This is a genomic window from Streptomyces sp. NBC_01546 (genome assembly GCF_045208355.1).
GTDB lineage: Bacteria > Actinomycetota > Actinomycetes > Streptomycetales > Streptomycetaceae > Streptomyces.
The window spans coordinates 1,748,074-1,771,481 of record NZ_CP109379.1 but is presented as its reverse complement, the minus strand read 5'-3'; the positions used below and the strand labels follow the sequence as shown (position 1 = coordinate 1,771,481).

At 72.8% G+C, this 23,408-nt stretch carries 19 protein-coding genes; 14 read left to right on the top strand and 5 right to left on the bottom strand.

What is annotated here, in order from left to right; all coding sequences use genetic code 11:
• The first annotated feature begins 192 nt into the window (after positions 1-192).
• The 5 genes from OHA89_RS08435 to OHA89_RS08415 all read left to right on the top strand — a co-directional run bounded on the left by OHA89_RS08435 (position 193) and on the right by OHA89_RS08415 (position 5,181).
• Positions 193-441: a hypothetical protein gene (locus OHA89_RS08435; protein ID WP_406365801.1), complete on the top strand. Its 249-nt coding sequence runs from the start codon at positions 193-195 to the stop codon at positions 439-441.
• 167 nt (positions 442-608) lie between these two features.
• Positions 609-1,451 (top strand): nitrilase-related carbon-nitrogen hydrolase, encoded by an 843-nt coding sequence (locus OHA89_RS08430; RefSeq protein WP_215150797.1) that lies wholly within the window; start codon positions 609-611, stop codon positions 1,449-1,451.
• Positions 1,448-2,743 (top strand): aspartate aminotransferase family protein, encoded by a 1,296-nt coding sequence (locus OHA89_RS08425; protein ID WP_266613928.1) that lies wholly within the window; start codon positions 1,448-1,450, stop codon positions 2,741-2,743. The genes OHA89_RS08430 and OHA89_RS08425 overlap by 4 nt, the downstream gene beginning before the upstream one ends.
• Before the next feature lie 12 nt (positions 2,744-2,755).
• A complete protein-coding gene (gene hydA, locus OHA89_RS08420; RefSeq protein ID WP_257553473.1) occupies positions 2,756-4,156 on the top strand; it encodes a dihydropyrimidinase in 1,401 nt (466 codons plus the stop codon).
• Between the two features lie 23 nt (positions 4,157-4,179).
• Positions 4,180-5,181 (top strand): TIGR03842 family LLM class F420-dependent oxidoreductase, encoded by a 1,002-nt coding sequence (locus OHA89_RS08415; protein ID WP_257553472.1) that lies wholly within the window; start codon positions 4,180-4,182, stop codon positions 5,179-5,181.
• Between the two features lie 16 nt (positions 5,182-5,197).
• Here OHA89_RS08415 and OHA89_RS08410 read toward each other — a convergent pair whose 3' ends face one another.
• Positions 5,198-6,763 carry a serine/threonine-protein kinase gene (locus tag OHA89_RS08410; protein ID WP_406365800.1) on the bottom strand — a complete coding sequence of 522 codons (1,566 nt, stop codon included), beginning with the start codon at positions 6,761-6,763 and terminating at the stop codon, positions 5,198-5,200.
• Positions 6,764-6,935: 172 nt separating this feature from the next.
• Here OHA89_RS08410 and OHA89_RS08405 point away from each other — a divergent pair, with 172 nt between their 5' ends.
• From OHA89_RS08405 to OHA89_RS08390, 4 genes are all read left to right on the top strand, one after another.
• Positions 6,936-8,882 carry an FHA domain-containing protein gene (locus tag OHA89_RS08405; protein WP_406365799.1) on the top strand — a complete coding sequence of 649 codons (1,947 nt, stop codon included), beginning with the start codon at positions 6,936-6,938 and terminating at the stop codon, positions 8,880-8,882.
• A 144-nt stretch (positions 8,883-9,026) separates the two neighbouring features.
• Positions 9,027-9,848 (top strand): inositol monophosphatase, encoded by an 822-nt coding sequence (locus OHA89_RS08400; protein WP_266613921.1) that lies wholly within the window; start codon positions 9,027-9,029, stop codon positions 9,846-9,848.
• Between the two features lie 70 nt (positions 9,849-9,918).
• Complete coding sequence (locus tag OHA89_RS08395) at positions 9,919-11,337, top strand: NAD(P)/FAD-dependent oxidoreductase (protein WP_266613919.1); 1,419 nt, start codon at positions 9,919-9,921, stop codon at positions 11,335-11,337.
• Positions 11,337-11,855 carry an O-acetyl-ADP-ribose deacetylase gene (locus tag OHA89_RS08390; RefSeq protein ID WP_266613917.1) on the top strand — a complete coding sequence of 173 codons (519 nt, stop codon included), beginning with the start codon at positions 11,337-11,339 and terminating at the stop codon, positions 11,853-11,855. The genes OHA89_RS08395 and OHA89_RS08390 overlap by 1 nt, the downstream gene beginning before the upstream one ends.
• A 36-nt stretch (positions 11,856-11,891) precedes the next feature.
• Here the strand turns inward: OHA89_RS08390 and OHA89_RS08385 are convergent, their stop codons facing one another.
• Entirely contained in the window at positions 11,892-12,893 is a 1,002-nt protein-coding gene (locus OHA89_RS08385; protein ID WP_406365798.1) for a GlxA family transcriptional regulator, read from the bottom strand.
• Positions 12,894-13,042: 149 nt separating this feature from the next.
• Between OHA89_RS08385 and OHA89_RS08380 the strand changes: the two genes are divergently transcribed.
• Positions 13,043-13,633, top strand: coding sequence for an isochorismatase family protein (locus tag OHA89_RS08380; protein WP_266613913.1), 591 nt, complete (start codon positions 13,043-13,045; stop codon positions 13,631-13,633).
• On the opposite strand, the gene OHA89_RS08375 is transcribed toward OHA89_RS08380, so the two are convergent.
• Positions 13,619-14,098 (bottom strand): Lrp/AsnC family transcriptional regulator, encoded by a 480-nt coding sequence (locus OHA89_RS08375; RefSeq protein ID WP_215146730.1) that lies wholly within the window; start codon positions 14,096-14,098, stop codon positions 13,619-13,621. The genes OHA89_RS08380 and OHA89_RS08375 overlap by 15 nt on opposite strands.
• A 158-nt stretch (positions 14,099-14,256) precedes the next feature.
• Between OHA89_RS08375 and OHA89_RS08370 the strand changes: the two genes are divergently transcribed.
• From OHA89_RS08370 to OHA89_RS08360, 3 genes are all read left to right on the top strand, one after another.
• Complete coding sequence (locus tag OHA89_RS08370) at positions 14,257-15,234, top strand: DMT family transporter (RefSeq protein WP_257553464.1); 978 nt, start codon at positions 14,257-14,259, stop codon at positions 15,232-15,234.
• Positions 15,227-16,447, top strand: a complete 1,221-nt coding sequence (locus OHA89_RS08365) for an aromatic amino acid transaminase (RefSeq protein WP_406365797.1) — start codon at positions 15,227-15,229, stop codon at positions 16,445-16,447. Before OHA89_RS08370 ends, OHA89_RS08365 begins: the two co-directional genes overlap by 8 nt.
• Before the next feature lie 328 nt (positions 16,448-16,775).
• Positions 16,776-18,842, top strand: coding sequence for a SpoIIE family protein phosphatase (locus OHA89_RS08360; RefSeq protein ID WP_266613907.1), 2,067 nt, complete (start codon positions 16,776-16,778; stop codon positions 18,840-18,842).
• A gap of 27 nt (positions 18,843-18,869) precedes the next feature.
• Here OHA89_RS08360 and OHA89_RS08355 read toward each other — a convergent pair whose 3' ends face one another.
• Positions 18,870-21,665 carry a SpoIIE family protein phosphatase gene (locus OHA89_RS08355; RefSeq protein ID WP_266613906.1) on the bottom strand — a complete coding sequence of 932 codons (2,796 nt, stop codon included), beginning with the start codon at positions 21,663-21,665 and terminating at the stop codon, positions 18,870-18,872.
• A complete protein-coding gene (locus OHA89_RS08350) occupies positions 21,662-22,657 on the bottom strand; it encodes a GlxA family transcriptional regulator (RefSeq protein ID WP_266613905.1) in 996 nt (331 codons plus the stop codon). The genes OHA89_RS08355 and OHA89_RS08350 overlap by 4 nt, the downstream gene beginning before the upstream one ends.
• 97 nt (positions 22,658-22,754) lie before the next feature.
• Here OHA89_RS08350 and OHA89_RS08345 point away from each other — a divergent pair, with 97 nt between their 5' ends.
• Positions 22,755-23,336: a cysteine hydrolase family protein gene (locus OHA89_RS08345; RefSeq protein WP_406365795.1), complete on the top strand. Its 582-nt coding sequence runs from the start codon at positions 22,755-22,757 to the stop codon at positions 23,334-23,336.
• Positions 23,337-23,408: the final 72 nt, after the last annotated feature.

Genomic DNA, 23,408 nt, shown 5'->3' with positions numbered 1-23,408 from the left:
GAGATCGCGGCCTGGCCCGCGGACCGGCTGCCCGACCTCGCCGGCCAGCTGGCCCGCGCCGGACTCGCGGCCGACTGGGCCACCCTGCTGTGGGAGGCGGCCTCGCTGCCGCCCGAGCGGCTCGCCGCGGCGGCGGCGGCCCTCGGCGAGGCGGGCCGGGAGGCCGACTGCGACCGCCTGCTGCGCCAGGGCGTGGCCCGGCCCACCGCCGAGATCGCGGAAGCCGCGCTCGCCCTCGGCGCGGCCGGCCGGCTCCGGGAGGCCGACGCCCTGCTCGGCGCGTTCGTCCGGGTCCGCACCGCGGAGGAGGCGGCCGCCCTGGCCCGCCGGGACCCGCAGTGGTTCGCCCCGCGGCTGCTCCAGGCCGCCGGGGAGCTGTCCGCGACCCACCGCCGGGACCTGGTCCACGCGCTCCGGGTGGCAGGCATCGCAGCGGCGTAAACCGCCCGTCGCCTGACCGCAATCGACCGCGGGGCGACGTAACTTGATCGACTACTCCAACCGCGCAAGGCGGTCTTGCCCCACGCTGTGACGAGGCCTACGTTCTACTCCCTACGGACACCGTCTACGTGCGTAGAACCCGGCGTTCCCGTCGCGAGGAGCAGCTCATGGCCCAAGTCGTCCGCGCCGCGCTGGTCCAGGCCACCTGGACCGGAGACACCGAATCGATGATCGCCAAACACGAGGAGCACGCCCGGCGGGCCGCTGCCCAGGGTGCGCGGATCATCGGCTTCCAGGAGGTGTTCAACGCGCCCTACTTCTGCCAGGTCCAGGAGCCCGAGCACTACCGCTGGGCCGAGGCCGTCCCGGACGGCCCGACCGTCCGCCGCATGCAGGAACTCGCGCGCGAGACCGGCATGGTGATCGTGGTCCCCGTCTTCGAGCGGGAGAGCGAGGGCTTCTACTACAACACCGCCGCCGTCATCGACGCCGACGGCAGCTACCTCGGCAAGTACCGCAAGCACCACATCCCCCAGGTCAAGGGGTTCTGGGAGAAGTACTACTTCCGCCCGGGCAACCTCGGCTGGCCCGTCTTCGACACCGCCGTCGGCAAGGTCGGGGTCTACATCTGCTACGACCGCCACTTCCCCGAGGGATGGCGCCAACTGGGCCTCGCCGGGGCCCAGCTGGTCTTCAACCCGTCCGCGACCCACCGCGGCCTCTCCTCGCACCTGTGGCAGCTGGAACAGCCCGCCTCCGCCGTCGCCAACGAGTACTTCATCGCCGCCATCAACCGGGTCGGCCGCGAGGAGTACGGCGACAACGACTTCTACGGCACCAGCTACTTCGTCGACCCGCGCGGCCAGTTCGTCGGCGAGGTCGCCAGTGACAAGGAGGAGGAACTCCTCGTCCGCGACCTCGACTTCGCACTCATCGAGGAAGTCCGCCAGCAGTGGGCCTTCTACCGCGACCGCCGCCCCGACGCCTACGGAGGGCTCGTACAGCCGTGACCAACCCGATCCCCCTGCACAGCCGCCACCGCTCCGTCCTGCCCGACTGGCTCGCGCTCTACTACGACCGCCCCATCGAGCTCACGCACGGCGAGGGCCGCCACGTGTGGGACGCCGAAGGCAACCGCTACCTCGACTTCTTCGGCGGCATCCTCACCACGATGACCGCCCATGCCCTGCCCGAGGTCACCAAGGCCGTCTCCGAACAGGCCGGGCGCCTCATCCACTCCTCCACCCTGTACCTCGACCGCCCGATGATCGAGCTGGCCGAACGGGTCGCCGCGCTCTCCGGGATCCCCGACGCCCGGGTCTTCTTCACCACCTCGGGCACCGAGGCCAACGACACCGCGCTGCTGCTCGCGACGACGTACCGCCGGTCCAACCAGATCCTGGCGATGCGCAACAGCTACCACGGCCGGTCGTTCTCCACCGTCTCCATCACGGGCAACCGGGGCTGGTCCCCGACCAGCCTCTCGCCGCTCCAGACGTACTACGTGCACGGCGCCGTGCGCACCCGCGGCCCCTTCGCCCACCTCGACGACACCGCCTTCACCGCCGCGGCCGTCGCCGACCTCGAAGACGTCCTGGGCCAGGCGCGCGGGGGAGTGGCAGCGCTCATCGCCGAGCCGATCCAGGGCGTCGGCGGGTTCACCTCTCCGCCCGACGGCCTGTACGGGGCCTTCCGCGAGGTCCTGGACCGGCACGGCATCCTGTGGATCAGCGACGAGGTGCAGACCGGCTGGGGCCGCACCGGCGAACACTTCTGGGGCTGGCAGGCTCACGCCCAGAACGGACCGCCGGACATCCTCACCTTCGCCAAGGGCATCGGCAACGGCATGGCCATCGGCGGGGTCGTGGCCCGCGCCGAGGTGATGAACTGCCTCGACTCCAACTCCATCTCCACCTTCGGCGGTTCCCCGGTCACCATGGCGGCCGGCGTCGCCAACCTCGCGTACCTGCTGGAGCACGACCTCCAGGGCAACGCCCGCCGCGTCGGCGGCCTCCTCCTGGAGCGGCTGCGCGCCATCGCCGCCCACGTGCCCGCCGTACGGGAAGTACGCGGCCGGGGCCTGATGGCCGGGCTGGAACTGACCAGGCCCGGCACCGACCGGGCCGACCCGGACGCGGCCGCCGCCGTACTGGAGGCCGCCCGCGAAGGCGGTCTGCTGCTCGGCAAGGGCGGCGGTTACAACACCAGCGTGCTGCGCATCGCGCCGCCGCTCTCCCTCACCGTCGCCGAGGCGGAAGAGGGCGCCGAGATCCTCGAACAGGCCTTGCGCAGCATCCAGTAGGGGGAACCTCCGATGAGCATCCGTACCTTGATCAGCGGCGGCCTCGTCGTCACGGCCGCCGACGAACTGCACGCGGACGTCCTGATCGAGGACGGCCGCGTGGCCGCCCTGGCCGCGCACGGCTCCGCGGCCGCCGAGGCCTGGACGGCCGACCGTACGATCGACGCGAGCGGGAAGTACGTCATCCCGGGCGGGGTCGACGCGCACACCCACATGGAGCTCCCCTTCGGCGGCACCGCGGCCTCGGACACCTTCGAGACCGGCACACGGGCCGCCGCCTGGGGCGGCACCACGACCATCGTCGACTTCGCCGTGCAGAGCGTGGGCCACGCCCTGCGCGAGGGCCTCGACACCTGGTACGACAAGGCCGACGGCAACTGCGCCATCGACTACGCCTTCCACATGATCCTCTCGGACGTCAACGAGGGCACCCTCAAGGAGATGGACCTCCTGATCGGGGAGGGAGTCACCTCCTTCAAGCTGTTCATGGCCTACCCGGGCGTCTTCTACAGCGACGACGGGCAGATCCTGCGCGCCATGCAGCGGGCCTCCGGCAACGGCGGGCTGATCATGATGCACGCCGAGAACGGCATCGCGATCGACGTCCTCGTCGAACAGGCCCTGGCGCGCGGGGAGACCGACCCCCGCCACCACGGTGAAGTGCGGAAGGTGCTCCTCGAGGCCGAGGCCACCCACCGCGCCATCCAGCTCGCCAGGGTCGCCGGTTCGCCGCTGTACGTCGTCCACGTCTCGGCGGAGGAGGCGCTCGCCGAGCTGGCCGCCGCCCGTGACAAGGGCCTGCCCGTCTTCGGGGAGACCTGCCCCCAGTACCTCTTCCTGTCCACCGACAACCTCGCCGAGCCCGACTTCCAGGGCGCCAAGTACGTCTGCTCCACCCCGCTGCGCCCCCGGGAGCACCAGGCGGCGCTGTGGCGGGGGCTGCGGACCAACGACCTCCAGGTGGTCTCCACCGACCACTGCCCCTTCTGCTTCCGGGGCCAGAAGGAGCTCGGCCGAGGCGACTTCTCCAAGATCCCCAACGGGCTGCCGGGGGTGGAGAACCGGATGGACCTCCTCCACCAGGCCGTCCTGGACGGGCACATCAGCCGCCGCCGCTGGATCGAGATCGCCTGCGCGACCCCGGCCCGGATGTTCGGCCTCTACCCGCAGAAGGGCACCATCGCGCCCGGCTCCGACGCCGACATCGTCCTCTACGATCCGCACGCCGAGCAGGTCATCTCCGCCGAGACCCACCACATGAACGTGGACTACTCGGCGTACGAGGGCAGGCGGATCACCGGACGCGTCGACACCGTGCTCTCGCGCGGCGAACTCGTCATCGACCGGCGCGAGTACGCCGGCCGGCCCGGCCACGGCGTCTACATCCCCCGCTCCACCTGCCAGTACCTGTAAGCGCACGCAAGGAGCAGCCATCCATGGACTTCGGCCTCGTCCTGCAAACCGACCCGCCCGCCTCGCAGGTCGTCAGCCTCATGCGGCGCGCCGAGCGCAACGGCTTCCGCTACGGCTGGACCTTCGACTCCGCCGTGCTGTGGCAGGAGCCGTTCGTCATCTACAGCCAGATCCTGGAGCACACCCAGGAGATGCACGTCGGCCCGATGGTCACCAACCCGGGCACCCGCACCTGGGAGGTCACCGCCTCCACCTTCGCCACGCTCAACGACATGTACGGCAACCGCACCGTGTGCGGGATCGGCCGCGGGGACTCGGCGATGCGGGTCGCCGGGCGCGCGCCGAACACCTTGGCGCGGCTCGGCGAGGCCATCGGCGTGATCCGCGACCTCGCCGAGGGCCGCGAGGCGGAGGTGGACGGCAAACCGCTGCGGATCCCGTGGATCAAGGACGGGAAGCTGCCCGTCTGGATGGCCGCGTACGGGCCGAAGGCGCTGGCCCTGGCCGGGCAGAAGGCGGACGGGTTCATCCTCCAGCTCGCCGACCCCTACCTCACCGAGTGGATGATCAAGTCGGTCCGGGAGGCCGCCGAGGCCGCCGGCCGGGACCCGGCCGCGATCACCATCTGCGTGGCGGCCCCCGCGTACGTGGGCGAGGACCTCGCCCACGCCCGCGACCAGTGCCGGTGGTTCGGCGGCATGGTCGGCAACCACGTCGCCGACCTGGTCTCGCGCTACGGGGAACACTCCGGGCTGGTCCCCGACGCGCTGACCGAGTACATCAAGGCCCGCCACGGCTACGACTACAGCCACCACGGCCGCGCCGGGAACCCGTCCACGGACTTCGTCCCCGACGAGATCGTCGACCGCTTCTGCCTGCTGGGCCCGCCCGAGGCCCACATCGAGAAGCTCCAGGCCCTGCGCGCCCTGGGCGTCGACCAGTTCGCGGTTTACGACATGCACGACGCGAAGGAGGCCACCATCGATGCCTACGGCGCGCGGATCATTCCGGCATTGAACGGCTAACCGTAGTCGGCCGGGCTCAGCCGGTGCAGGTGATGGAGAAGGGGACCGGGTTGGAAGTGGTGCGGGTGGGGCTCTGGAGTTCCACGGCCATCCCGGTGGTCAGGGTGCCGGCCTTCGCGTAGGTCGTCAGCCGCACGGTGTCGTGGCCGGTGGGGTTGGCCTTGTCCCCGATGGACATGGTGCGCCAGTGCGGATCCACCACCGAGCCGTCGCCGGACACCCAGCGGTAGGAGATCAGGGTCGGCTCGGAGGCGGTGAAGGTCGCGGTGAACGCCGGGGCCCGGCTCTCGGGGGTCGGGCAGCTTCCGGTGTAGGTGGTGTTCGCTCCCGCCACCGACATCCGTACGCCCGAACCGGGGGCGGAGTCCTCGTCGTTGCCGTTGAGGGCGTAGACCAGCCCGGCGGCGACCAGGAGGCAGGCGGCCGCGCCGGCCGCGGCGAAGGCCGCCCTGCGGCGCTTGCGGGGCGGGGCGGCGGGTGTCGGGTGCGCGGGCGTCGCGGGCGCGAGCGGGGCGGGCATCGCCGCGCCGGCGGGCTCCGCGGTGGGGACCGGTGCCGGCGTGGGGGCGGGCGTCGCGGCCGTGGCGGGCTCCTCGGGAGCCGGCAGGACGCGGGCGGCGGTCGTGGTGGCGTCCGGTTCGTGGGCGATGCCCCGCAGGGCCGCGGCGGCCTCGGCGGCGGGGGTCCGCTCGGCCGGTTCCTTGCGGAGCAGCCCGGCGATGACCGGGGCGAGCGGGCCGGCCCGGGTCGGCTCCGGCGGTTCCTCGTCCACGACGGCCCGCAGGGTGCTCAGCGCGGTGTCCTGCCGGAACGGGGAGATCCCCTCCACGGCCGCGTACAGCAGCACGCCGAGGGACCAGAGGTCCGACTCGGGGCCCGAGGGGCGGCCCAGCGCCCGCTCCGGCGGCAGGTACTCGGGGGATCCGACCACTTCACCGGTCATGGTCAGCGCGGTGCTGCCCTCGACCATCGCGATGCCGAAGTCGCTGAGCACCACCCGCCCGTCCTCGGCGAGCAGCACGTTCGCCGGCTTCACGTCGCGGTGCTCCACCCCGACGGCGTGCGCGGCGCGCAGCGCGCTCAGCACCTCCGCGCCGATGTGCGCGGCGTGGCGCGGGGTGAGCGGCCCCTCGGCACGCAGCAGATCGGCGAGCGACTGCCCGCGGATCAGCTCCATGACGATCCAGGGCCGGTCGTCCTCCATGACCACGTCGTGGACCGTCACCACATTGCGGTCGGGTATCCGGGCCGCCGCCCAGGCCTCTCGCTCCAGCCGGCTGTACATCCGCGCGATGTCGCCGGCCCGCAGATGGGCCGGGGCCCGGACCTCCTTGACGGCGACCTCGCGGTGCAGGACCTCGTCGCGGGCCCGCCACACGGTGCCCATACCGCCCTCGCCGAGCCGGGACAGCAGCCGGTAGCGGCCCGCGATCAGCCGTTCCCCGGCCGGTGCACCCGGCGCGGCCGCGATGGTGGCCGAGGCCGTGGCGGCGGTCGCGGCCGCGGTCGTGGCCGTGCCCGCGGTGGTGGCCGTGCCCGCGAGCGCGCTCTCCGTCACGGTCTCGGATTCCTCGTTGTGCATGGGGGCGGTTCTCCCTCTGATCGCCTGCCGACGCGAACATCACGTACGGACCGCGACACCCGGTTCAACGGCGCGACCGGAAATTTTCGAAAATGGTTGAACCGAACACATCCGCGATGGCGTGTTGCTGTCGTACGAGGAGTCAGCAAGCGTCCCTTTCAAGGAGTGTGGAGTGCCTTCGGTCATCGTTGGACGCACGGGTCCCTTCACCGGGCAGAGCGTGGTTCTTGGCGGCGAGCCCGTCAGCTTCGGGCGCAAGAGCGACAACAGCGTCGTGATCGTCAGCCCCAGCGCCTCCCGGCTGCACGCCGAGATCCTCAGCGAGGACGCCGGTTTCGTCCTCTACGACCGGGACAGCCGCAACGGCACGCTGGTCAACGACCAGCGCGTCACGCGGCATGTGCTGCGTCCGAACGACTGCATCCGGATCGGCGATGAAACGTTCCTGTACGAGGCCCAGGACGCCATGGAGACGGTCATGGACCTCTCCCTCCTGGACGTGCCCCGGCCGAGCGCCGCGGATCCCGGCACGCTGCGGGTCACCATCACCGGCGGCGGCCCGGTGGGCCTCGCCTTCGCCCTGGCGCTCGACGAGATGCTGCCCGGGCGGACCGCCATCACCGTCTACGACGGGCGCTGGACCAGGAAGGGGTCCTCGGTCGTCTGGAAGGACGAGACCCAGGGGAACTTCCGCCGCCAGCAGGTGGTGACCGTCCAGAGCCGGCAGTACCTCGCCCTGTCCGAGGAGGTGCTCGCCGCCCTCTTCGACGACGGCGCCGCCTACTCCGAGATGTGGCCCGTCGGCCCGGACTCGGTCGACGGCCGCCCGCCCCGCAACATCCGGATCGCCCACATCGAGGACCGGCTGCTGGACCTGGCCAACCGGAAGCCGTCGATCCGACTCGTTCCCAAGCGCTTCGACGTGGCGGAGGAGCAGCACCGGATCACCCAGGAACACGTCCTGGTGGTCGCCGAGGGCGGCCGCTCCCGCACCCGGGAGCACTACGCCGACCGCTTCGGCGCGGCCGACGCCTCGATCTACTCCCTCGACGGGGAGCACCTCCAGGACATCGTGCTCGGCCTGCGCGTCAAGTCGAAGCTGCCGGACCCGATGAGCGTGCTGCTCACCGTGTCGCAGAACCGGTTCCTGCTCAACTCGCTGCGCGGCGAGGGCTTCCTGAACATGCGGCTCACCCGCGAGGAGACCAAGAGCGTCATCGGCATCGACCCGGTCCGGCAGGTCTTCGAGGAGTGCATCGCCGCCCGCCCCTGCCTGATGAGCCGGCAGGAGGAGGACAACGAGTTCCGCTGTCCCACCCACGGCACCCTCTTCCTGCCCGCCCTGCTGCGCGGTTCCCCGCTGTGGAAGGAGATCCGGCAGGGTCTCAGCCTGTTCGGGGTGGCCGAGGAGGACCTGTCCGCGATCACCTCGTTCCGGCTGGACATGGTGCAGCGCCCGCGGTTCACCGCACAGCTGCACCGGCCGACCGCGACCACCCCGGGCACGTACGGCTTCCTGCTGGGCGACGCGGCCAACGCCATCCACTTCTGGCCGGGCCGCGGCCTCAACAGCGGCCTCGCCTCGGCCACTTCGCTGGCCCGCTCGCTCAGCCGAGCCTGGCAGGGCAAGCCGCTGCGGGACGCCGACTTCATCCGGCACGAGGCGGCGATGTCCATGCTCCAGTACCGGCACAAGAGCCGGGCCTGGAACGCCATGGTGACCACCGACGAGCAGGGCGTCACCCGCGCCATCAAGGACATCATCGCGCGCAGCGCGGAGACCGGCGGGGGTGCGGCCGCCGGAGCCGGTGCCGGTGCCCGCGCCGCCGGTGGCGCCGGCGCCGCGGACGGGAGCGACCTGGAGGCACTGCTGGACCGGATGGCCGGGATCCGCGAACGGCTGGCGCCCCGGATGCCCGGTCTGCCGGGCGACGGGGAACTCCGCTCCCACCTCGCCTCGATCGCCCCGGCCACCCTGCGCACCCTGCGGGAGAGCGGCGCCTGGGACACCCTGATCGTCGGCGGCGAGGAGGCCGACATCGACCTCTTCTACCAGTCGGACTCCCCGGTCTTCGTGCCCCGCCCGGCCGACCCCCGCAGCCCGTCCCCCGTCGGCTGACGCTCCTGCGGGGTCGCCCACCAGGAGGTACGCGTCGTTCCGGCGGGCGGCTTCGAGGCGGTTCACCCGGGGTACATCCGGAGTCCAGCCGTCCGTCGGGGATTGTCGGTGGGGTTTGCCGTTCGGGCGTGATGTGATGGGCGCATGATCGATGAGTTCCTTACCCATGGCCTGTCCGACGTGGAAGAGGCCGTCCGCAAGGCGGCGGCGATCGAGATCATGCCGAGATTCCGGCAGCTCGCCGAGCACGAGGTCGATGAGAAGAGCGGACCGCACGACCTGGTGACGGTCGCCGACCGCAAGGCCGAGGAGCACCTCACCGCCTCCCTCCAGCGGCTGCTCCCCGGCTCGGCCGTGGTCGGCGAGGAGGCCGTGCACGCCGACCCGACCGTGTACGGGGCGCTGCGCGCCGACGCCCCGGTGTGGATCGTGGACCCGGTCGACGGCACCCGCCAGTTCGTCTCCGGCGACCCGGCCTTCTGCACCCTGGTGGCGCTGGCCCACCGCGGCGAGATCCTCGCCTCCTGGACCTTCGCCCCGGCCCTGGAGGAGCTGGCGACCGCCGTGCGCGGGCAGGGCGCGTACGTCAACGGAGAGCGGATCCGCAGCGGCTCGCCCGAGCCGGGCGCCGAGCTGCGGATCGCCATGGCCCACCCGCTGTACACCTCCGAGGAGGACAAGCGGACCCTGGGCCGGCTGGACGTGCCCGGGGTGGCAGCCAGGCCCTGCGGCTCGGCCGGCCTGGAGTACCTGAAGGTGGCCCGCGGCGAGATGGACGGCCTCGCCTTCACCTGGCCCTCGGCCTGGGACCACGCGGCCGGACTGCTGCTGGTCGCCGAGGCCGGCGGGGCGCAGAGCACGGTCGACGGAGTCCCCTTCCGGGTGGACCGGGACAACGCGCTGCCGTTCGCCGTCGGACGCGACGAGGCCACGACGCTCCGTATCCGCGACCTGCTGCGCGGTTAGGTCCCGGCCTGGCACGGGTCAAGCCGGAATATCCTGGAGGCGGAGGCGCCGCCGGACGAAGGAGTCGCAAGTGCCGTCGATTCTCGATGCGGTCGTGGTGGGGGCGGGGCCCAACGGGCTGACGGCCGCCGTCGAACTGGCCCGGCGGGGCTTCTCGGTGGCCCTCTTCGAAGCCGCGGACACGGTCGGCGGCGGGGCGCGGACCGAGGAACTCACCCTCCCCGGCTTCCGCCACGACCCCTGCTCGGCGGTGCACCCGCTCGGCGCGGGCTCGCCGGTCTTCGCGACGATGCCGCTGAAGCGGTACGGGCTGGAGTGGCTGCACGCCCCGCTGCCCATGGCGCACCCCTTCGACGACGGCACGGCCGCCGTCCTGTCCCGCTCGGTCGCCGAGACGGCCGCGTCCCTCGGGCCGCGCGACGCCGGTGCGTACCGGCGCCTCGTCGAGCCGTTCCTCGGCAAGTGGGACACCCTGGCCCGGGACTTCATGTCGCTGCCGGGTACCGCGCTGCCCCGCGACCCCGTCACCCTCGCCCGCTTCGGGCTCGCCGGGCTGCCGCCCTCCACCTGGCTCCTGCGCCGCTTCCGCGACGAGCGGGCACGCGCGCTGTTCGCCGGGCTGGTGGCGCACGTCATCGCCCCGCTCGACGGGATCGCCACCAGCGCCGTCGGCCTGGTCTTCGCCCTGGCCGCGCACGCGAACGGCTGGCCGATGCCGCGCGGCGGCTCGCAGTCGATCTCCGACGCCCTCGCCGGGTACCTGCGCGACCTCGGCGGCGCCGTCCACACCGGCTTCGAGGTCAAACGGCTCGACGACCTCCCGCCCGCCCGCGCCTACGTCTTCGACACCTCGCCGACCGCGCTGGCCCGCATCGCCCGCCTGGGGCACGCCTACGACGGCTACAAGTACGGCGCCGCCGCATTCAAGATCGACTACGCGCTCGACGGCCCCGTCCCGTGGACCGCCGAGGAGCCGCGCCGGGCCGGGACCGTCCAGATCGGCCCGCGCGCCCGCGACATCGACGCCGCCCTGCAACTGGCCTCGGGCGGCCGGGTCCCCCGTACGCCCTTCCTCATCACCGCGCAGCCCAGCCTCGTCGACCCCGGCCGGGCACCCGCGGGCAAGCACGTGTTCTGGGCGTACGGCCATGTCCCCAAGGGCTGGCAGGGCGACCTCACCGGCGCCGTCGAGCGCCAACTGGAGCGCTTCGCACCGGGCTTCCGCGACCTGGTCCTGGCCCGCGCCACGGCCGGCCCGCCCGAGCTCGCCGCCCGCAACCCCAACTACGTCGGCGGGGACATCGCCTGCGGCGCGGCCTCGGGACTCCAGCTCCTGCTGCGCCCCAAGCTCACGTTCTCCCCGTACACGACGGCCCACCCGGCGGTCTTCCTCTGCTCCTCCGCGACCCCTCCGGGCCCGGGAGTGCACGGGATGTCCGGCCACAACGCCGCCAAGGCCGTGTGGCGTCACCTGAGAAAGGACTCCTGATGGTCCGCATCACCCTGGTCCGCGGTGACATCACCGCCGAGAAGGCCGACGCGATCGTCAACGCCGCCAACTCCTCCCTGCTCGGCGGCGGCGGGGTCGACGGCGCCATCCACCGGCGCGGCGGCCCGGAGATCCTCGCCGCCTGCGAGGACCTGCGCCGCTCGCACTACGGCAAGGGCCTGGCGACGGGCCGGGCCGTCGCCACCACCGCCGGCCGGCTCCCGGCGGAGCACGTCATCCACACCGTCGGCCCGGTCTGGTCGCGCGAGGACGACCGGTCGGAGCTGCTGGCCTCCTGCTACCGAGAGTCCCTGCGGGTCGCCGACGAGCTGGGGGCCCGTACGGTCGCCTTCCCGGCCATCTCCACCGGGATCTACGGGTGGCCCATGGACGACGGGGCGCGGATCGCCGTGGAGACCGTACGGGCGGCCCGGACCGAGGTGGAAGAGGTGCGGTTCGTGCTGTTCGGCGAAGCGGCCTACGCGGCCTTCGCGGCGGCGGCCGAGGCCGCGCGATAGGCCGTACGCCGGGCAGGGCCTCCAGCCGGCCAGGGTCTACACGGAGGACCGGAACCGGTTGCGGTATTCCGTCGGCGTCGTGTCGAGCTTCCGGCGGAACGCGCGGATGAGGGTGTCGGTCGTGTTGAAACCGCAAGCCGACGCGACGCGTTCGAGGGTGGCGTCCGTGGATTCGAGTTGGTTGCGCGCCACTTCGACGCGGGCCGATTCGATGTAGGCCGCCGGGGTCATGCCCAGTTCCGTCTTGAAGATCCGCGTCAACTGCCGTTCGCTCACGTGGGCGTGCGCGGCGAGGTCGGCGACGGTCAGCTGCTCGGCGATGTTCCGGGTGATGTGGTGGCGCAGGTCCTCGACGCGTCGCGTCGTCGAGACGGGCTCGAGCGGGACGCTGAACTGGCTCTGCCCGCTCGGCCGCTTCAGGTACATCACGAGCTGCCGGGCGACGCGCAGCGCGACGGCCTCGCCGAAGTCGTCGGCCACCAGGGCCAGGGACAGGTCGAGGCAGGCGCTGATGCCCGCGCCGGTCCACACGTCCTGATCGCGGATGAAGATCGGATCGGCGTCCACCTCGATCGAGGGGTGTTCGGCGGCGAGTTGCCGCGCGGTCGACCAGTGGGTCGTGGCGCGCTTGCCGTCCAGCAGCCCGGCGTCCGCGAGGATGTGGGCGCCCACGCAGACGGACGCGACGCGCCGGGCCCGGCCGGCGAGCGCCTTCACCCGGTGGACCACGGTGGGGTCGGTGACGGCGTGCACGCGGCCCTGGCCGTCGACTTCGACCGCGCCGGGCACCAGGAGCGTGTCGATGCTCCTCCCCGACACCTCCCGGAAGGTGGTGTCGGGGAGGATGCGCACCCCGGCGGAGGTGGTGACGGGGTCCATGGTTTCGGCGGCCAGGACGACGTGGTAGCCGGTCGCCTCGTCCACCTCGCGTTGCAGCAGCGCGAACACCTCCGGCGGTCCGGTGACGTCCAGCAGGTCGACGCCGTCGAAGAGGACGACGACGATGAATCGCCTGACGGTGCTGGTGCTGGTGCTCAAGGGGTCTCCGTTCGGCCGGCTCCCACGCGATGTCCGTATCTGCAAGTTGGATGACATTGCCGACACATCTGATGGGTCATAGCGTTCCATACGAGGCCGCCGAGTGGTGGCCCAGACCTTTCAACACGAAGCCCGAGGACGGTACTTCCATGGCCACCACCACCCTGCGCGAGCTCAACGGCTTCGATCAGACCCCGGCCTCGCTGGCCGACGCGACGCTGATCCTGGTCGACTACCAGAACACCTACACCCGTGGCGTGATGGAGCTGACGGGCTGGCAGTCCGCCCTCGACTCCGCCGCCGCCCTGCTGGCCAGGGCCCGGGAGGCCGGCACGAAGATCATCCACGTCCTGAACGACGGGGGCGCGGGAACCCCGTACGACATCCGGACCGACATCGGCCGGATCCACCCCAGCGTGGCTCCCGTCGAGGGCGAACCCGTCGTGGTCAAGGCCGTCCCCAACGCGTTCTTCGAAACCGACCTGGGCGAACGCGTCGACGCCGCCGGCAACAAGAACGTCATCGTCATCGGGTTCATGACCAACATGTGCGTGACCTTCACCGTGGAAGGCGCGTTCCTGCGCGGCAACCAGCCCACGGTGGTCGCCGACGCCTGCGCGACCCGGCCCCTGCAGACGGTGGTCGCCGACCTGTCCGCCGACCAGATCCACCACAGCGCGCTCGCGACGATCGCCGACCTGTACGGGGTCGTCGTCGCGTCCGGCTCATCGCTGAGCTGAGGCCCGGGGGGAGGGGCGGGGGTAGGTGCGGGTCTGCTTGACGCTGCCGTACGCGAAGCTCGACTCGATCGAGGCGATGCCGGGAATGGCGTGGATCCGGTGGCGCACCAGGGCCTCGTACGCCTCCAGGTCCTCGATGACCACGCGCAGCAGGTAGTCGCTGCTCCCCGCCATCAGGTAGCAGTCCTGGATGTGCTCGATGACCGCGACGTGCTCCTCGAAGAGCCGGACCGCCGCCGCGGTGTGGCGCTCGAGCCGGATCCGGACGAAGACGGTGACCGGGAGCCCGAAGGCGACCTGGTCGACCATGGCCGTGTAGCCGCGGATGAGACCCGCCTCCTCCAGCCGCCGGACCCGGCGCAGGCAGGGCGAGGGGGAGAGCCGGACGCGGTCGGCCAGGTCCTGGTTGGACAGGCGCCCGTCGGCCTGCAATTCCCGGATGATCTGCAGATCGACTGCGTCCATGGGCACTCCTCGGCGGATCCTCGGCGATTCTTGGCAGATCCTGCCCCAAACGTATGTCCGAGAGGCAGAACTGGCAATCGGCTGCCCCGGCCGAAGCCCTAGCGTTGCCCGGGAACGGACCAGACCGGTCCGGTCTCAGTCAGGCTGGAGCAAAGTCCGTGGTCGCAACGCACATCACCGGGGCGACCGCGCCTCCCCACACGGCGGGCCCGCCGGCCGGAAACCCCGGCCGGCGCAGGCTCTCCCCGCAGACCGAGGGCGTCCTGGCCCTCCTGGTGACCGTGTCGATCTGGGCCGCGTTCGCGCTCAGCGCCCGGGCCCTGAGCACCTCGACCCTCCTGCCGGCCGACGCCGCCCTGCTGCGCTTCGGCGTCCCGCTCGTCGTCCTGCTCCCCGCGCTGTGGCGGCGCCGCCACAGCATCGCGGCGGTCCGGCCGGGCCCCGCCCTGAAGATCGTCTGCGGTGCCGGGGTGCCGTTCTTCCTGGCGGCGATGCACGGCGGCGCCCTGACCTCGGCGGCCTTCGTGGGCTCGATCGTCCCCGGGATGGTCCCGCTGTTCGTCTCGGCCCTGATGGCCGCCCGCGGGCACGGCGCACCCCGGGGAACGCAGGCGGCCGGGCTGACGCTGATCGCGGTCGGCGTGGCCGCCCTCGTCTGGCGCTACGTCGTCCCGGTGGACGCGGACGTCCTGGAGGGGGCCGGCACGCTCCTGGTGGCCAGCGGACTGTGGGCCCTGTACACGGTGGGCCTGCGGGACGTGGCCCTCGACCCCGTCGGATCGATCGGCCTGCTGTGCCTGCCCTCCTTCGCGGTCATCGGGCTCCTGGTCCTGACCGGCGTGCTCCCGACGGGCATCGCGCACGCGGCGGGCGGCGACATCGCCCTGTTCCTCGTCGTGCAGGGGCTCGGCGTCGGCCTGTGCGCCGGTCTGCTGTACGCCGTGGCCATCCGCAGGCTCGGCGCCGAGCGCAGTTCGGTCGGCGGGAGCCTCAGCCCCGTGGCCGTCGTCCTGCTGGCCATCCCCCTGCTCGGGGAGACACCGAGCCTCGCCGTGCTCATCGGCGTCCCCCTCATCACCGCCGGCGTCTTCCTCGCCAACCGACGTCCACGACCCAAGGTTCCCGCACATGCTTGAGCTCCTCCCGCCGCCGCCCACCGACCCGCTGTGGGACCTGACCGCCGAATTCGCCGCCGACGAGCGGCCCGAACGCCTTGACCTCGTCCTCGGCGTCTACCGCGACCACACGGGCCGCACCCCCGTGATGACGGCCGTACGCGAGGCGGAGATCCGGCTGGCGGAGCGCGCCGAGTCCAAGGAGTACCGGGGGCTCTCCGGCAACACCGCCTTCAACCGCGCGATGCAGACGATGGTCCTGGGGCCCGAGGCACCGGCCGGCCGGGCCGTCACCGTCCAGACCGTCGCCGGCTCCGGCGCGCTGCGGCTGCTGGCCGACCTGATCCGCCGCACCCGCCCGGGTGCCACGGTGTGGATCAGCGATCCGGCCTACGTCAACCACCGGCCCATCCTGGAGGCCGCCGGGCTCGAGGTCCGTACGTACGGCTGGCGCGACGCCGAAGGCGGCTTCGACGCGGAGGGCGTGCTGCGGGAACTGAGCGCGGCGCGGCGGGACGACGTCGTCCTGCTCCAGGGCTGCTGCCACAACCCGACGGGAGCCGACCCCACGCTGGACGCGTGGGAGGCGCTGGCCGAACGCGCCGTGCGGGACGGCTGGGTCCCGTTCGTCGATCTCGCCTACCACGGGCTCGGCGACGGCCTGGAGGCCGACCTGCTGCCCACGCGCATCCTGGCCGCGCGCGTGCCCGAGATGCTGATCGCCGTCAGCTGTTCGAAGAACTTCGGGCTCTACAGCGACCGCACCGGCTGCGCCATGGTCCTCGGCGCGTCCGCCCGGGCACTGGGGCACGCCGAGACGGCCCTGCAGAACGCGGCCCGCACGCTGTACTCCATGCCGCCCGAGCACGGCGCCGCCGTCGTGACGACGATCCTGGAGGACGACGTGCTGCGGGCCGCCTGGCGGGCGGAACTGGAGGTCATGCGGGGCAGGATCACGGCCAACCGGACCGACCTGACGACCCACCTGAGCGCCCTGGGCCACGAAGCGCAGGCACGGACACTCGCCCAGCAGAAGGGCATGTTCTCGATGCTGCGGCTCACCGCGGACCAGATGCTCGAGCTGCGCCTGCGGTACGCGGTCTACGGCACCACCTCGGGCCGGATCAACATCGCGGGGATCCCCGGTCACCGGATCCCGCGGCTCGCGCAGGCCGTCGCCGCGGTCCTGGACACGGCGCACGCGCCCCGGCCCCTCGAAGGCCTCGCGCTCTAGACACCGGCAGGACAAGACAGTCCCCGGCAGTCTCGCCGCTTCCATGAGCCATCCGCCGTCGCCGATGGCTCCCGTGGATCGCAAGACCTGCCGGGGGCCTGGCCAGAGCCTGGACAAGGGTCACGCGGGCCTCTGGACGTCTCCGGAGGGAGGTGCGGCTCTTTCCGGTTTTCCGGTGTATTGATGAGTTTCCTCCGTATTTGGCCCGAGTCAAGAGTCGCGGTGCACCCGGATCAATTCCGTTCCCGGCTCTACCCGAAGCCGAAGCCGTAGCCCTCGGATAGGGTGAATCGGTAGGAATCAGGCCCCCCGGGGTGAGGTCGGTGCGGTGGACACTTACCAGTCGACGAGCGAAGTGCCGGACCCGCCGGCCGCAGCCGTCGGGTACGCGGGCGTACTCCGCGAGCTGCTGCCCATCGCCCTGTGGCGCGAGGACGCGGACGGCCGCATCGTGGAGTGGTCGCTCGCCGCCCAGGACCTGCTCGGACACCGTCCCGAGGACATCCTCGGCCGGCCCGGGGCCTCCGTCCTCGTCCCCGAGGCCAACCGCGGGCTCGCCGACGACCTGACCCGCCGCGTCCAGGCGGGCGAGACCGTCGTCGGCACCCTGCCCGTGCGCCACCGCGACGGCCACCGCGTCGTGATGGAGATGTGGATCGTCCCCGCCGCCGACCCGCAGGGCCGTACGGGCGCCATGCTCATCGCCGTGGAGACCTCCGAGGTCCTCCACATGCGGGACTCGCTCGCCGCGCTCCAGAGCCTCTTCACCCAGTCGCCGATCGGCCTCGCCACCCTCGGCACCGACCTGCGCTTCCTCCGCGTCAACGACGCCCTGGCCCGGATGAACGGCATCCCCGCCGCCGCGCACCTGGGCAAACGGCTCACCGAGGTGGTGCCGGGGGTCAATGCCACGGTGCTGGAGGCCACCATGCGCCAGGTCCTCGAACGGGGCACGGCCGTGGTCGACGTCCGCCGCACCGGGCGCACCGCCGCGGACCCCGAGCACGACCGGACCTGGTCCTGCTCCTACGCCCCGCTGCTCGACGGTTCCGGGCGGCCCCTGGGCCTGATCGCCTCCCTCATCGACATCACCGACGGACAGCGGGCCCAGGCCGAGGCCGAACGGGCCCGGCACCGGTTCGCCCTGCTGGCGGAGGCCGGCACCCGCATCGGCACCACCCTGGACCTCCGGCAGACCGCCCAGGAGATCGTGGACCTGCTGGTACCGCAGCTCGCGGACTCGGCCGACGTACAGCTGCTCGAATCGGTCCTGGGCCCCGACGACGCCGCGACGGCCGCGGCCTCCACCCGCGGCGTGATGCGCCGGCTGGCGGCCACCTTCCCCGACCCGGCCGCGCCCACCGCGAAACTCCACGCGGGCCAGACCTTCCAGATCCCCATGGGCAGCGTCTACGAACGGATCATCGCCGAGGGCCGGCCGATGGACCTCTTCACGCCCGACATCCCGGCGCTGATCACCGACCCGCGCGCCGACGCCCTGCGCGCCTACCTCGCCACCCTGGGCTCCGCCCGGATGATCCCGCTGGTCGCCCGCGGGCAGGTGCTCGGCGCGGTCGCGGTGACCCGGCTGCGCGAGCGCGAGCCCTTCGACGACGAGGACCGGGTACTCGTCGACGAGCTGATGGCCCGCGCCGCACTCAACATCGACAACGCCCGGATGTACACCCGCCAGCGGCACGCCGCCCTCACCCTCCAGCGCAGCCTCACCAACAGCGAGCTCCCGCAGGTCACCGGCCTCGAGCTGACAGGGCGCTACCTGCCCGCCAGCGACCACGACGTCGGCGGGGACTGGTTCGACGTCATCCAGCTGCCCGGCGGCCGGACCGGTCTGGTCATCGGCGACGTCATGGGCCACGGGATCCACGCGGCGGCCGTCATGGGCCAGCTGCGCACGGCGGTACGGACCCTCGCCCGCCTGGACGTGCCCCCGGACCGGATGCTCCGCTCGCTCGACGCCGTGGTGGCCGACCTGGGCGAGGACGAGATGGCCACCTGCGTCTACGCCGTCCACGACCCGGCCTCGGGCGGCTGTGTGATCGCCCGCGCCGGCCACCCGCCGCCGGCCGTGGTCGGAGCCGACGGGACCATCACCTTCCTGGACGGCCCGCCCGGCACCCCGCTCGGCACCGGCGGGCAGGACTTCCGCACCGAAGAGGTGGGCCTGCCCCCGGGGAGCCTGCTCGTGCTCTACACCGACGGCCTGATCGAGGCCCGTGACCGGGACCTCGACGAGGGCATGGCGCAGCTGGCACGGACGCTCGGAGGGGCCAGGCTTCCGCTCGAGGAGCTCTGCGACGGGATCCTGGAGCAGCTGCTGCCCTGCGATCCGCAGGACGACGTCGCGGTGCTCCTGGCCCGGACCCGCCCGCTGTGACGACGCCGCCGGGGCCGGGTCCGGCCGTCACCAGGCCAGGTCCTCCAGCGCGTCCAGGTCCAGCGGCGCCGGAGCCGGCGGCTCCGCGCCCCCGGTCAGCGGCAGCTCGGCCCAGATGACCTTGCCCCGGTCCGTGTAGCGGACACCCCACCGGTCGGCGTACTGCGCGACGAGGAACAGTCCGCGCCCGCCCTCGTCGGTGGTGGCCGCGTACCGCAGGTGCGGGGAGGTGCTGCTGCCGTCGGAGACCTCGCAGATCAGGCTGCGGTCGCGCAGCAGGCGCACCCGCACGGGCGCGGAGCCGTAGCGGATGGCATTGGTGATCAGCTCGCTGAGGATCAGCTCGGTGGTGAAGGAGATGTCCTCCAGGCCCCAGGCGGCGAGCTGCGCCGCGCCGGCGTTGCGCACGCGGGAGACGGCCGACGCCTCGCCGGGCACCTCCCACTCGGCGATGCGGTCCGGCTCCAGCCGCCGGGTGTCGGCGATCAGCAGGGCGATGTCGTCGCTCGGCACCGGGGAGAGCAGGGTGGACAGCACGTCCGAACAGGCCTGGTCGGGGCTGCGGCCGGGCAGGGACAGGGACTCCCGCAGCAGGGCCAGACCGGTGTCGAAGTCGCGGTGGCGGTCCTCCACCAGGCCGTCGGTGAACAGCACGAGCCGGCTCCCCACGGGCAGCCGGAACTCGGTCGCCTCGAACGGCATGCCGCCGACGCCGAGCGGCAGCCCGGCGGGCAGTTCGGGGAACTCCACCTCCCCGCCGGGACGGAGCAGGGCGGGCCCGGGGTGCCCGGCGCTGGCCACCACGCACCGCCCGGAGACCGGGTCGTAGACCGCGTACAGGCAGGTGGCACCCGTGATTCCGGCGGGCTCGTCCCCGGTGTCCGTGAGGGATCCGTCCCCCTCGGCCGCGCCGCCGAGGGTGTCGTTCTGGTCGATCCGGTTGATCAGCTCGTCCAGGTGCCCGAGCAGCTCGTCGGGCGGCAGGTCCAGGGTGGAGAAGTTGTGCACGGCGGTGCGCAGCCGGCCCATCGTGGCCGCGGCGTGCACCCCGTGGCCGACGACGTCGCCGACGACCAGTGCCACCCGGGCGCCGGGCAGCGGGATCACGTCGAACCAGTCCCCGCCGACCCCCGCCTTCGCCGGCAGGTAGCGGAAGGCGACGTCCACGGCGGTCAGGTCCGGCAGCACCCGCGGGAGCAGGCTGCGCTGGAGCGCCACGGCCGTCGCGTGCTCGCGGGTGAAGCGGCGGGCGTTGTCGATCGAGACGGCCGCGCGCGCCGCGAGCTCCATCGCGAAGGAACGGTCCTCCTCGTCGAAGGCCTCAGGGGTGTCCGCGGCCCGCCAGAAGTTGGCCATGCCGAGGACCACCCCGCGCGCCTGGAGGGGGACGCTGATCAGGGAGTGCAGCCCGTACCCCAGGGCCTCCCGGGTGCCTTTGGCGTCCTGGGCCCGCCAGCCCATGGCGGCGTTCAGATCCGCCGCGAGCACGGCCTGCCCGGCGTCCAGGGCCGCAGCCATCGGAGCCGTCGGCACGACGAACCGGATGATGTCGCCGACCGGCTGGAGCGGCTGGTCGGTGCGGACCCCGCTCATGGCCGCCCGCCGCATCTCGGTGTACACGCCGGAGGCCGACGAGGGCTCGTCACCGCGCAGCACCGGCTCCAGCAGCTCCACGGTGACGAAGTCCGCGAAGCGGGGGACGGCGACCTCCGACAGCTCCTCCGCGGTCCGCACCACGTCCAGGGTGGTCCCGATCCGCACACCGGCGTCGTAGAGCAGCTGGAGCCGTCCGCGGGCCACCTCGGCCCGGCCGGAGACCGCGGCGAGCTCGGTGGAGTCGCGCAGGGTCATGACGGTGCCGGAGGACTGGCCGCCGTAGGGCTTGGTGGGCCGGACGTTGACCGCGAGCAGCCGGTCGCCCGCCAGGTGGACCTCGTCCGTCGCGATCCGGCCCGAGGTGAGCAGTTCGGTGGTCCGCGGGTCCAGGCCCAGGTCGGCGACGTGCCGGCCCTCGGCGTCGGGCGGCAGGTTCAGGAGCCGGCGGGCCTCGTCGTTGGCCAGGACCAGCTTGAGGTCGAGCCCGATGATGAGCACGCCCTCGCGGACGGCGTGCAGGACGGCCTCGTGGTGCTCGTTGATCCGGGACATCTCGTCGGCGCGCAGCCCGTGGGTCTGGCGTCCCAGCCGGCGGCTCACCAGGAAGGCACCGCCCGTGCCCAGCAGCAGGGCGCCCACCGCGGAGCCGACGAGGAGCGGGATCTGGTCGTCGACCGCGTCGGACACGTTCTCCACCTCTATGCCGGTGCCGACCAGGCCCACCACGGCGCCGTCGGCGTTCCGTACGGGCACGACGGCCCGGACCGCGTCGCTGGGCTCGCCGGTGAACGTCTCGATGAAGGACTGTCCGGCCGCGGCGCGGGAGAGGTCGCCCGTGGCGCGCTTGCCGATCAGGTCGGGCCGCGAGTCGGTGTACCGGACCCCGTCGGTGCTCATCACGGCGATGAAGTCGACGCCGGAGGCCCGGCGGGCGGCGTCGGCCAGCGGCTGGAGCACGACCGTCGGATTCGGTTCCAGCAGCGCCGCGGGGAGACCGGGGGCGTGCGCGAAGGACTCGGCGGCCGCCAGCGAGCGGTTGCGCGCGTCGCGCTCGCTGTCGTACCGGGACTGCAGGACCAGGGCCACCGAGGCCGCGGTGATCAGCAGCAGCACGATCACCGCCTCGAGGGCGAAGACCTGACCGGCGACGCCGCGGGCCCCCAGCGACAGGCGCGCCAACAGGCGCGGGCCCCATCCGGTCGGCTGGCGACCAAAACGTCCGGTCATGAGCCCTTTCTAACACTGTCCCGGGGGTTTGGGGGTGGCTGCGCGGCTGCGGCCGCCGCCCGGTACGCGCGGGGGCTGAGGCCGACGTACGACGTGAAGTGCTGGCGGAAGGTGACCTCGCTGGCGAAACCGGCGCGCCGGGCCACCTCCGGGACGGGGTGGTCGGTGCGTTCCAGCAGTTTGCGGGCTTCGTCCAGCCGGTGGCTCAGCAGCCACCGGTGGGGTGTGGTCCCGGTGGCCGCGGCGAAGTGCCGGGCGAAGGAACGCGGGGACATTCCGGCCCAGCGGGCCAGGGTGGCCACGTCCAGCGGTTCGTGCAGACTGCGCAGGGCGCGCTCCCGTACGGCCGCCAGGGTCTCGGCGGTCCGGTCGGCGGCCGGTACGGGCCGGTCCAGGAACTGGGCGTTGTCCCCGGTGCGGAAGGGGCCCGTCACCATGGACCGGGCGATGGCGGCGGCGGCCTCGGCGCCGTGCGCCTCCCGTACGAGGTGCAGGCACAGGTCGATCCCGGAGGCCACCCCGGCCGAGGTCCACACCCCGCCGTCCTCCACGTACAGCGGGGTGTCCTCGACGGCCACCCCGGGGTGGCGTGCGGCGAGCCGGGGAGCCAGCCACCAGTGGGTCACCGCCCGGCGGCCCTCCAGCAGCCCGGCCTCCGCGAGGATGAACGCCCCGGCGCACAGTGCCGCGACCGGGATCCCCCGGGCGTGCGCCTCCCGCAGGGCGGCGAGGGCCGGTTCGGGCGTCGGATCGTCCGGCTCGGCCAGCGCCGGTACGACGACCAGGTCCGCCGTGGCCAGCCCGTCGAGGCCGCGGTCGGGGGTCAGGGTCAGCCCGCCGGGCAGCGGGATCGGCCCGGGCTCCACCGCGCACCGCCGCAGCTCGAAGGACGGCACCCCGCTGCGGCTGCGGTCGGGGCCCCAGACCTCGGTGATCACGGCGAGGTCGAAGCTGCGGATGCCGGGCTGGACGAGGATCGCGACGCGGTGCACGCGGCCATTGTGTCATCCTGCCAGGCTGGCAGGATCCCATCGATCGGCGGCACTGACGCCCCTGTGCCCGCCGTGCCCCGGCGGACAGCATGGAGCCATGACACAGACCGCGATCGAGATCGCTCCCGACAGTGCCCTGCTGGTCATCGACGTGCAGAGGGGCTTCGACGACGCGTCCTTCTGGGGGCCGCGCAACAACCCGGCCGCCGAGGAGAACATCGCGGCGCTGATGGACGCCTGGAAGGCCTCGGGGCGTCCGGTGGTCCTGGTGCAGCACGCCTCGCGCGTCGCCGGCTCCGTCCTCGCCCCGGACCAGCCCGGTTACGCCTTCAAGGAGCTGGTCGAGCAGCGCCGGTACGAGGCCCTGCTGGTCACCAAGACGGTGAACTCGGCCTTCTACGGCACCCCGGACCTGGCCGACTGGCTCACCGCCCGGGGCATCGGTCAGGTGGTGGTGGCCGGCATCCAGACCAACATGTGCGTCGAGACCACGGCCCGGATGGCCGGGAACCTGGGCTACGACGTGCTCGTACCCCTCGACGCCACCCACACCTTCGACCTCGCGGGCCCGGAAGGCCTGGCCCTGACCGCCGACGAGCTCGCCACCGCCACCGCCGTCAACCTCCAGGGCGGCAGCTTCGCCCGCGTGGTGACCACGGCCCAGCTGCTGGCCGCGTAGTCCCTGAGCCCGATGGGCCGCGAGCCGGGAACGGCCGAGGCCCGGACCCCCGAGCGGGGGTCCGGGCCTCGG

Bases quoted from the DNA above. Each gene is read 5' to 3' on its own strand.
- OHA89_RS08380 (WP_266613913.1), top strand. From the start codon at position 13,043: ATGGCCACCACCACCCTGCGCGAGCTCAACGGCTTCGATCAGACCCCG.
- OHA89_RS08345 (WP_406365795.1), top strand. From the start codon at position 22,755: ATGACACAGACCGCGATCGAGATCGCTCCCGACAGTGCCCTGCTGGTC.
- OHA89_RS08390 (WP_266613917.1), top strand. From the start codon at position 11,337: ATGGTCCGCATCACCCTGGTCCGCGGTGACATCACCGCCGAGAAGGCC.
- OHA89_RS08400 (WP_266613921.1), top strand. From the start codon at position 9,027: ATGATCGATGAGTTCCTTACCCATGGCCTGTCCGACGTGGAAGAGGCC.
- hydA (WP_257553473.1), top strand. From the start codon at position 2,756: ATGAGCATCCGTACCTTGATCAGCGGCGGCCTCGTCGTCACGGCCGCC.
- OHA89_RS08430 (WP_215150797.1), top strand. From the start codon at position 609: ATGGCCCAAGTCGTCCGCGCCGCGCTGGTCCAGGCCACCTGGACCGGA.
- OHA89_RS08355 (WP_266613906.1), bottom strand. From the start codon at position 21,665: ATGACCGGACGTTTTGGTCGCCAGCCGACCGGATGGGGCCCGCGCCTG.
- OHA89_RS08415 (WP_257553472.1), top strand. From the start codon at position 4,180: ATGGACTTCGGCCTCGTCCTGCAAACCGACCCGCCCGCCTCGCAGGTC.
- OHA89_RS08365 (WP_406365797.1), top strand. From the start codon at position 15,227: ATGCTTGAGCTCCTCCCGCCGCCGCCCACCGACCCGCTGTGGGACCTG.
- OHA89_RS08375 (WP_215146730.1), bottom strand. From the start codon at position 14,098: ATGGACGCAGTCGATCTGCAGATCATCCGGGAATTGCAGGCCGACGGG.
- OHA89_RS08410 (WP_406365800.1), bottom strand. From the start codon at position 6,763: ATGCACAACGAGGAATCCGAGACCGTGACGGAGAGCGCGCTCGCGGGC.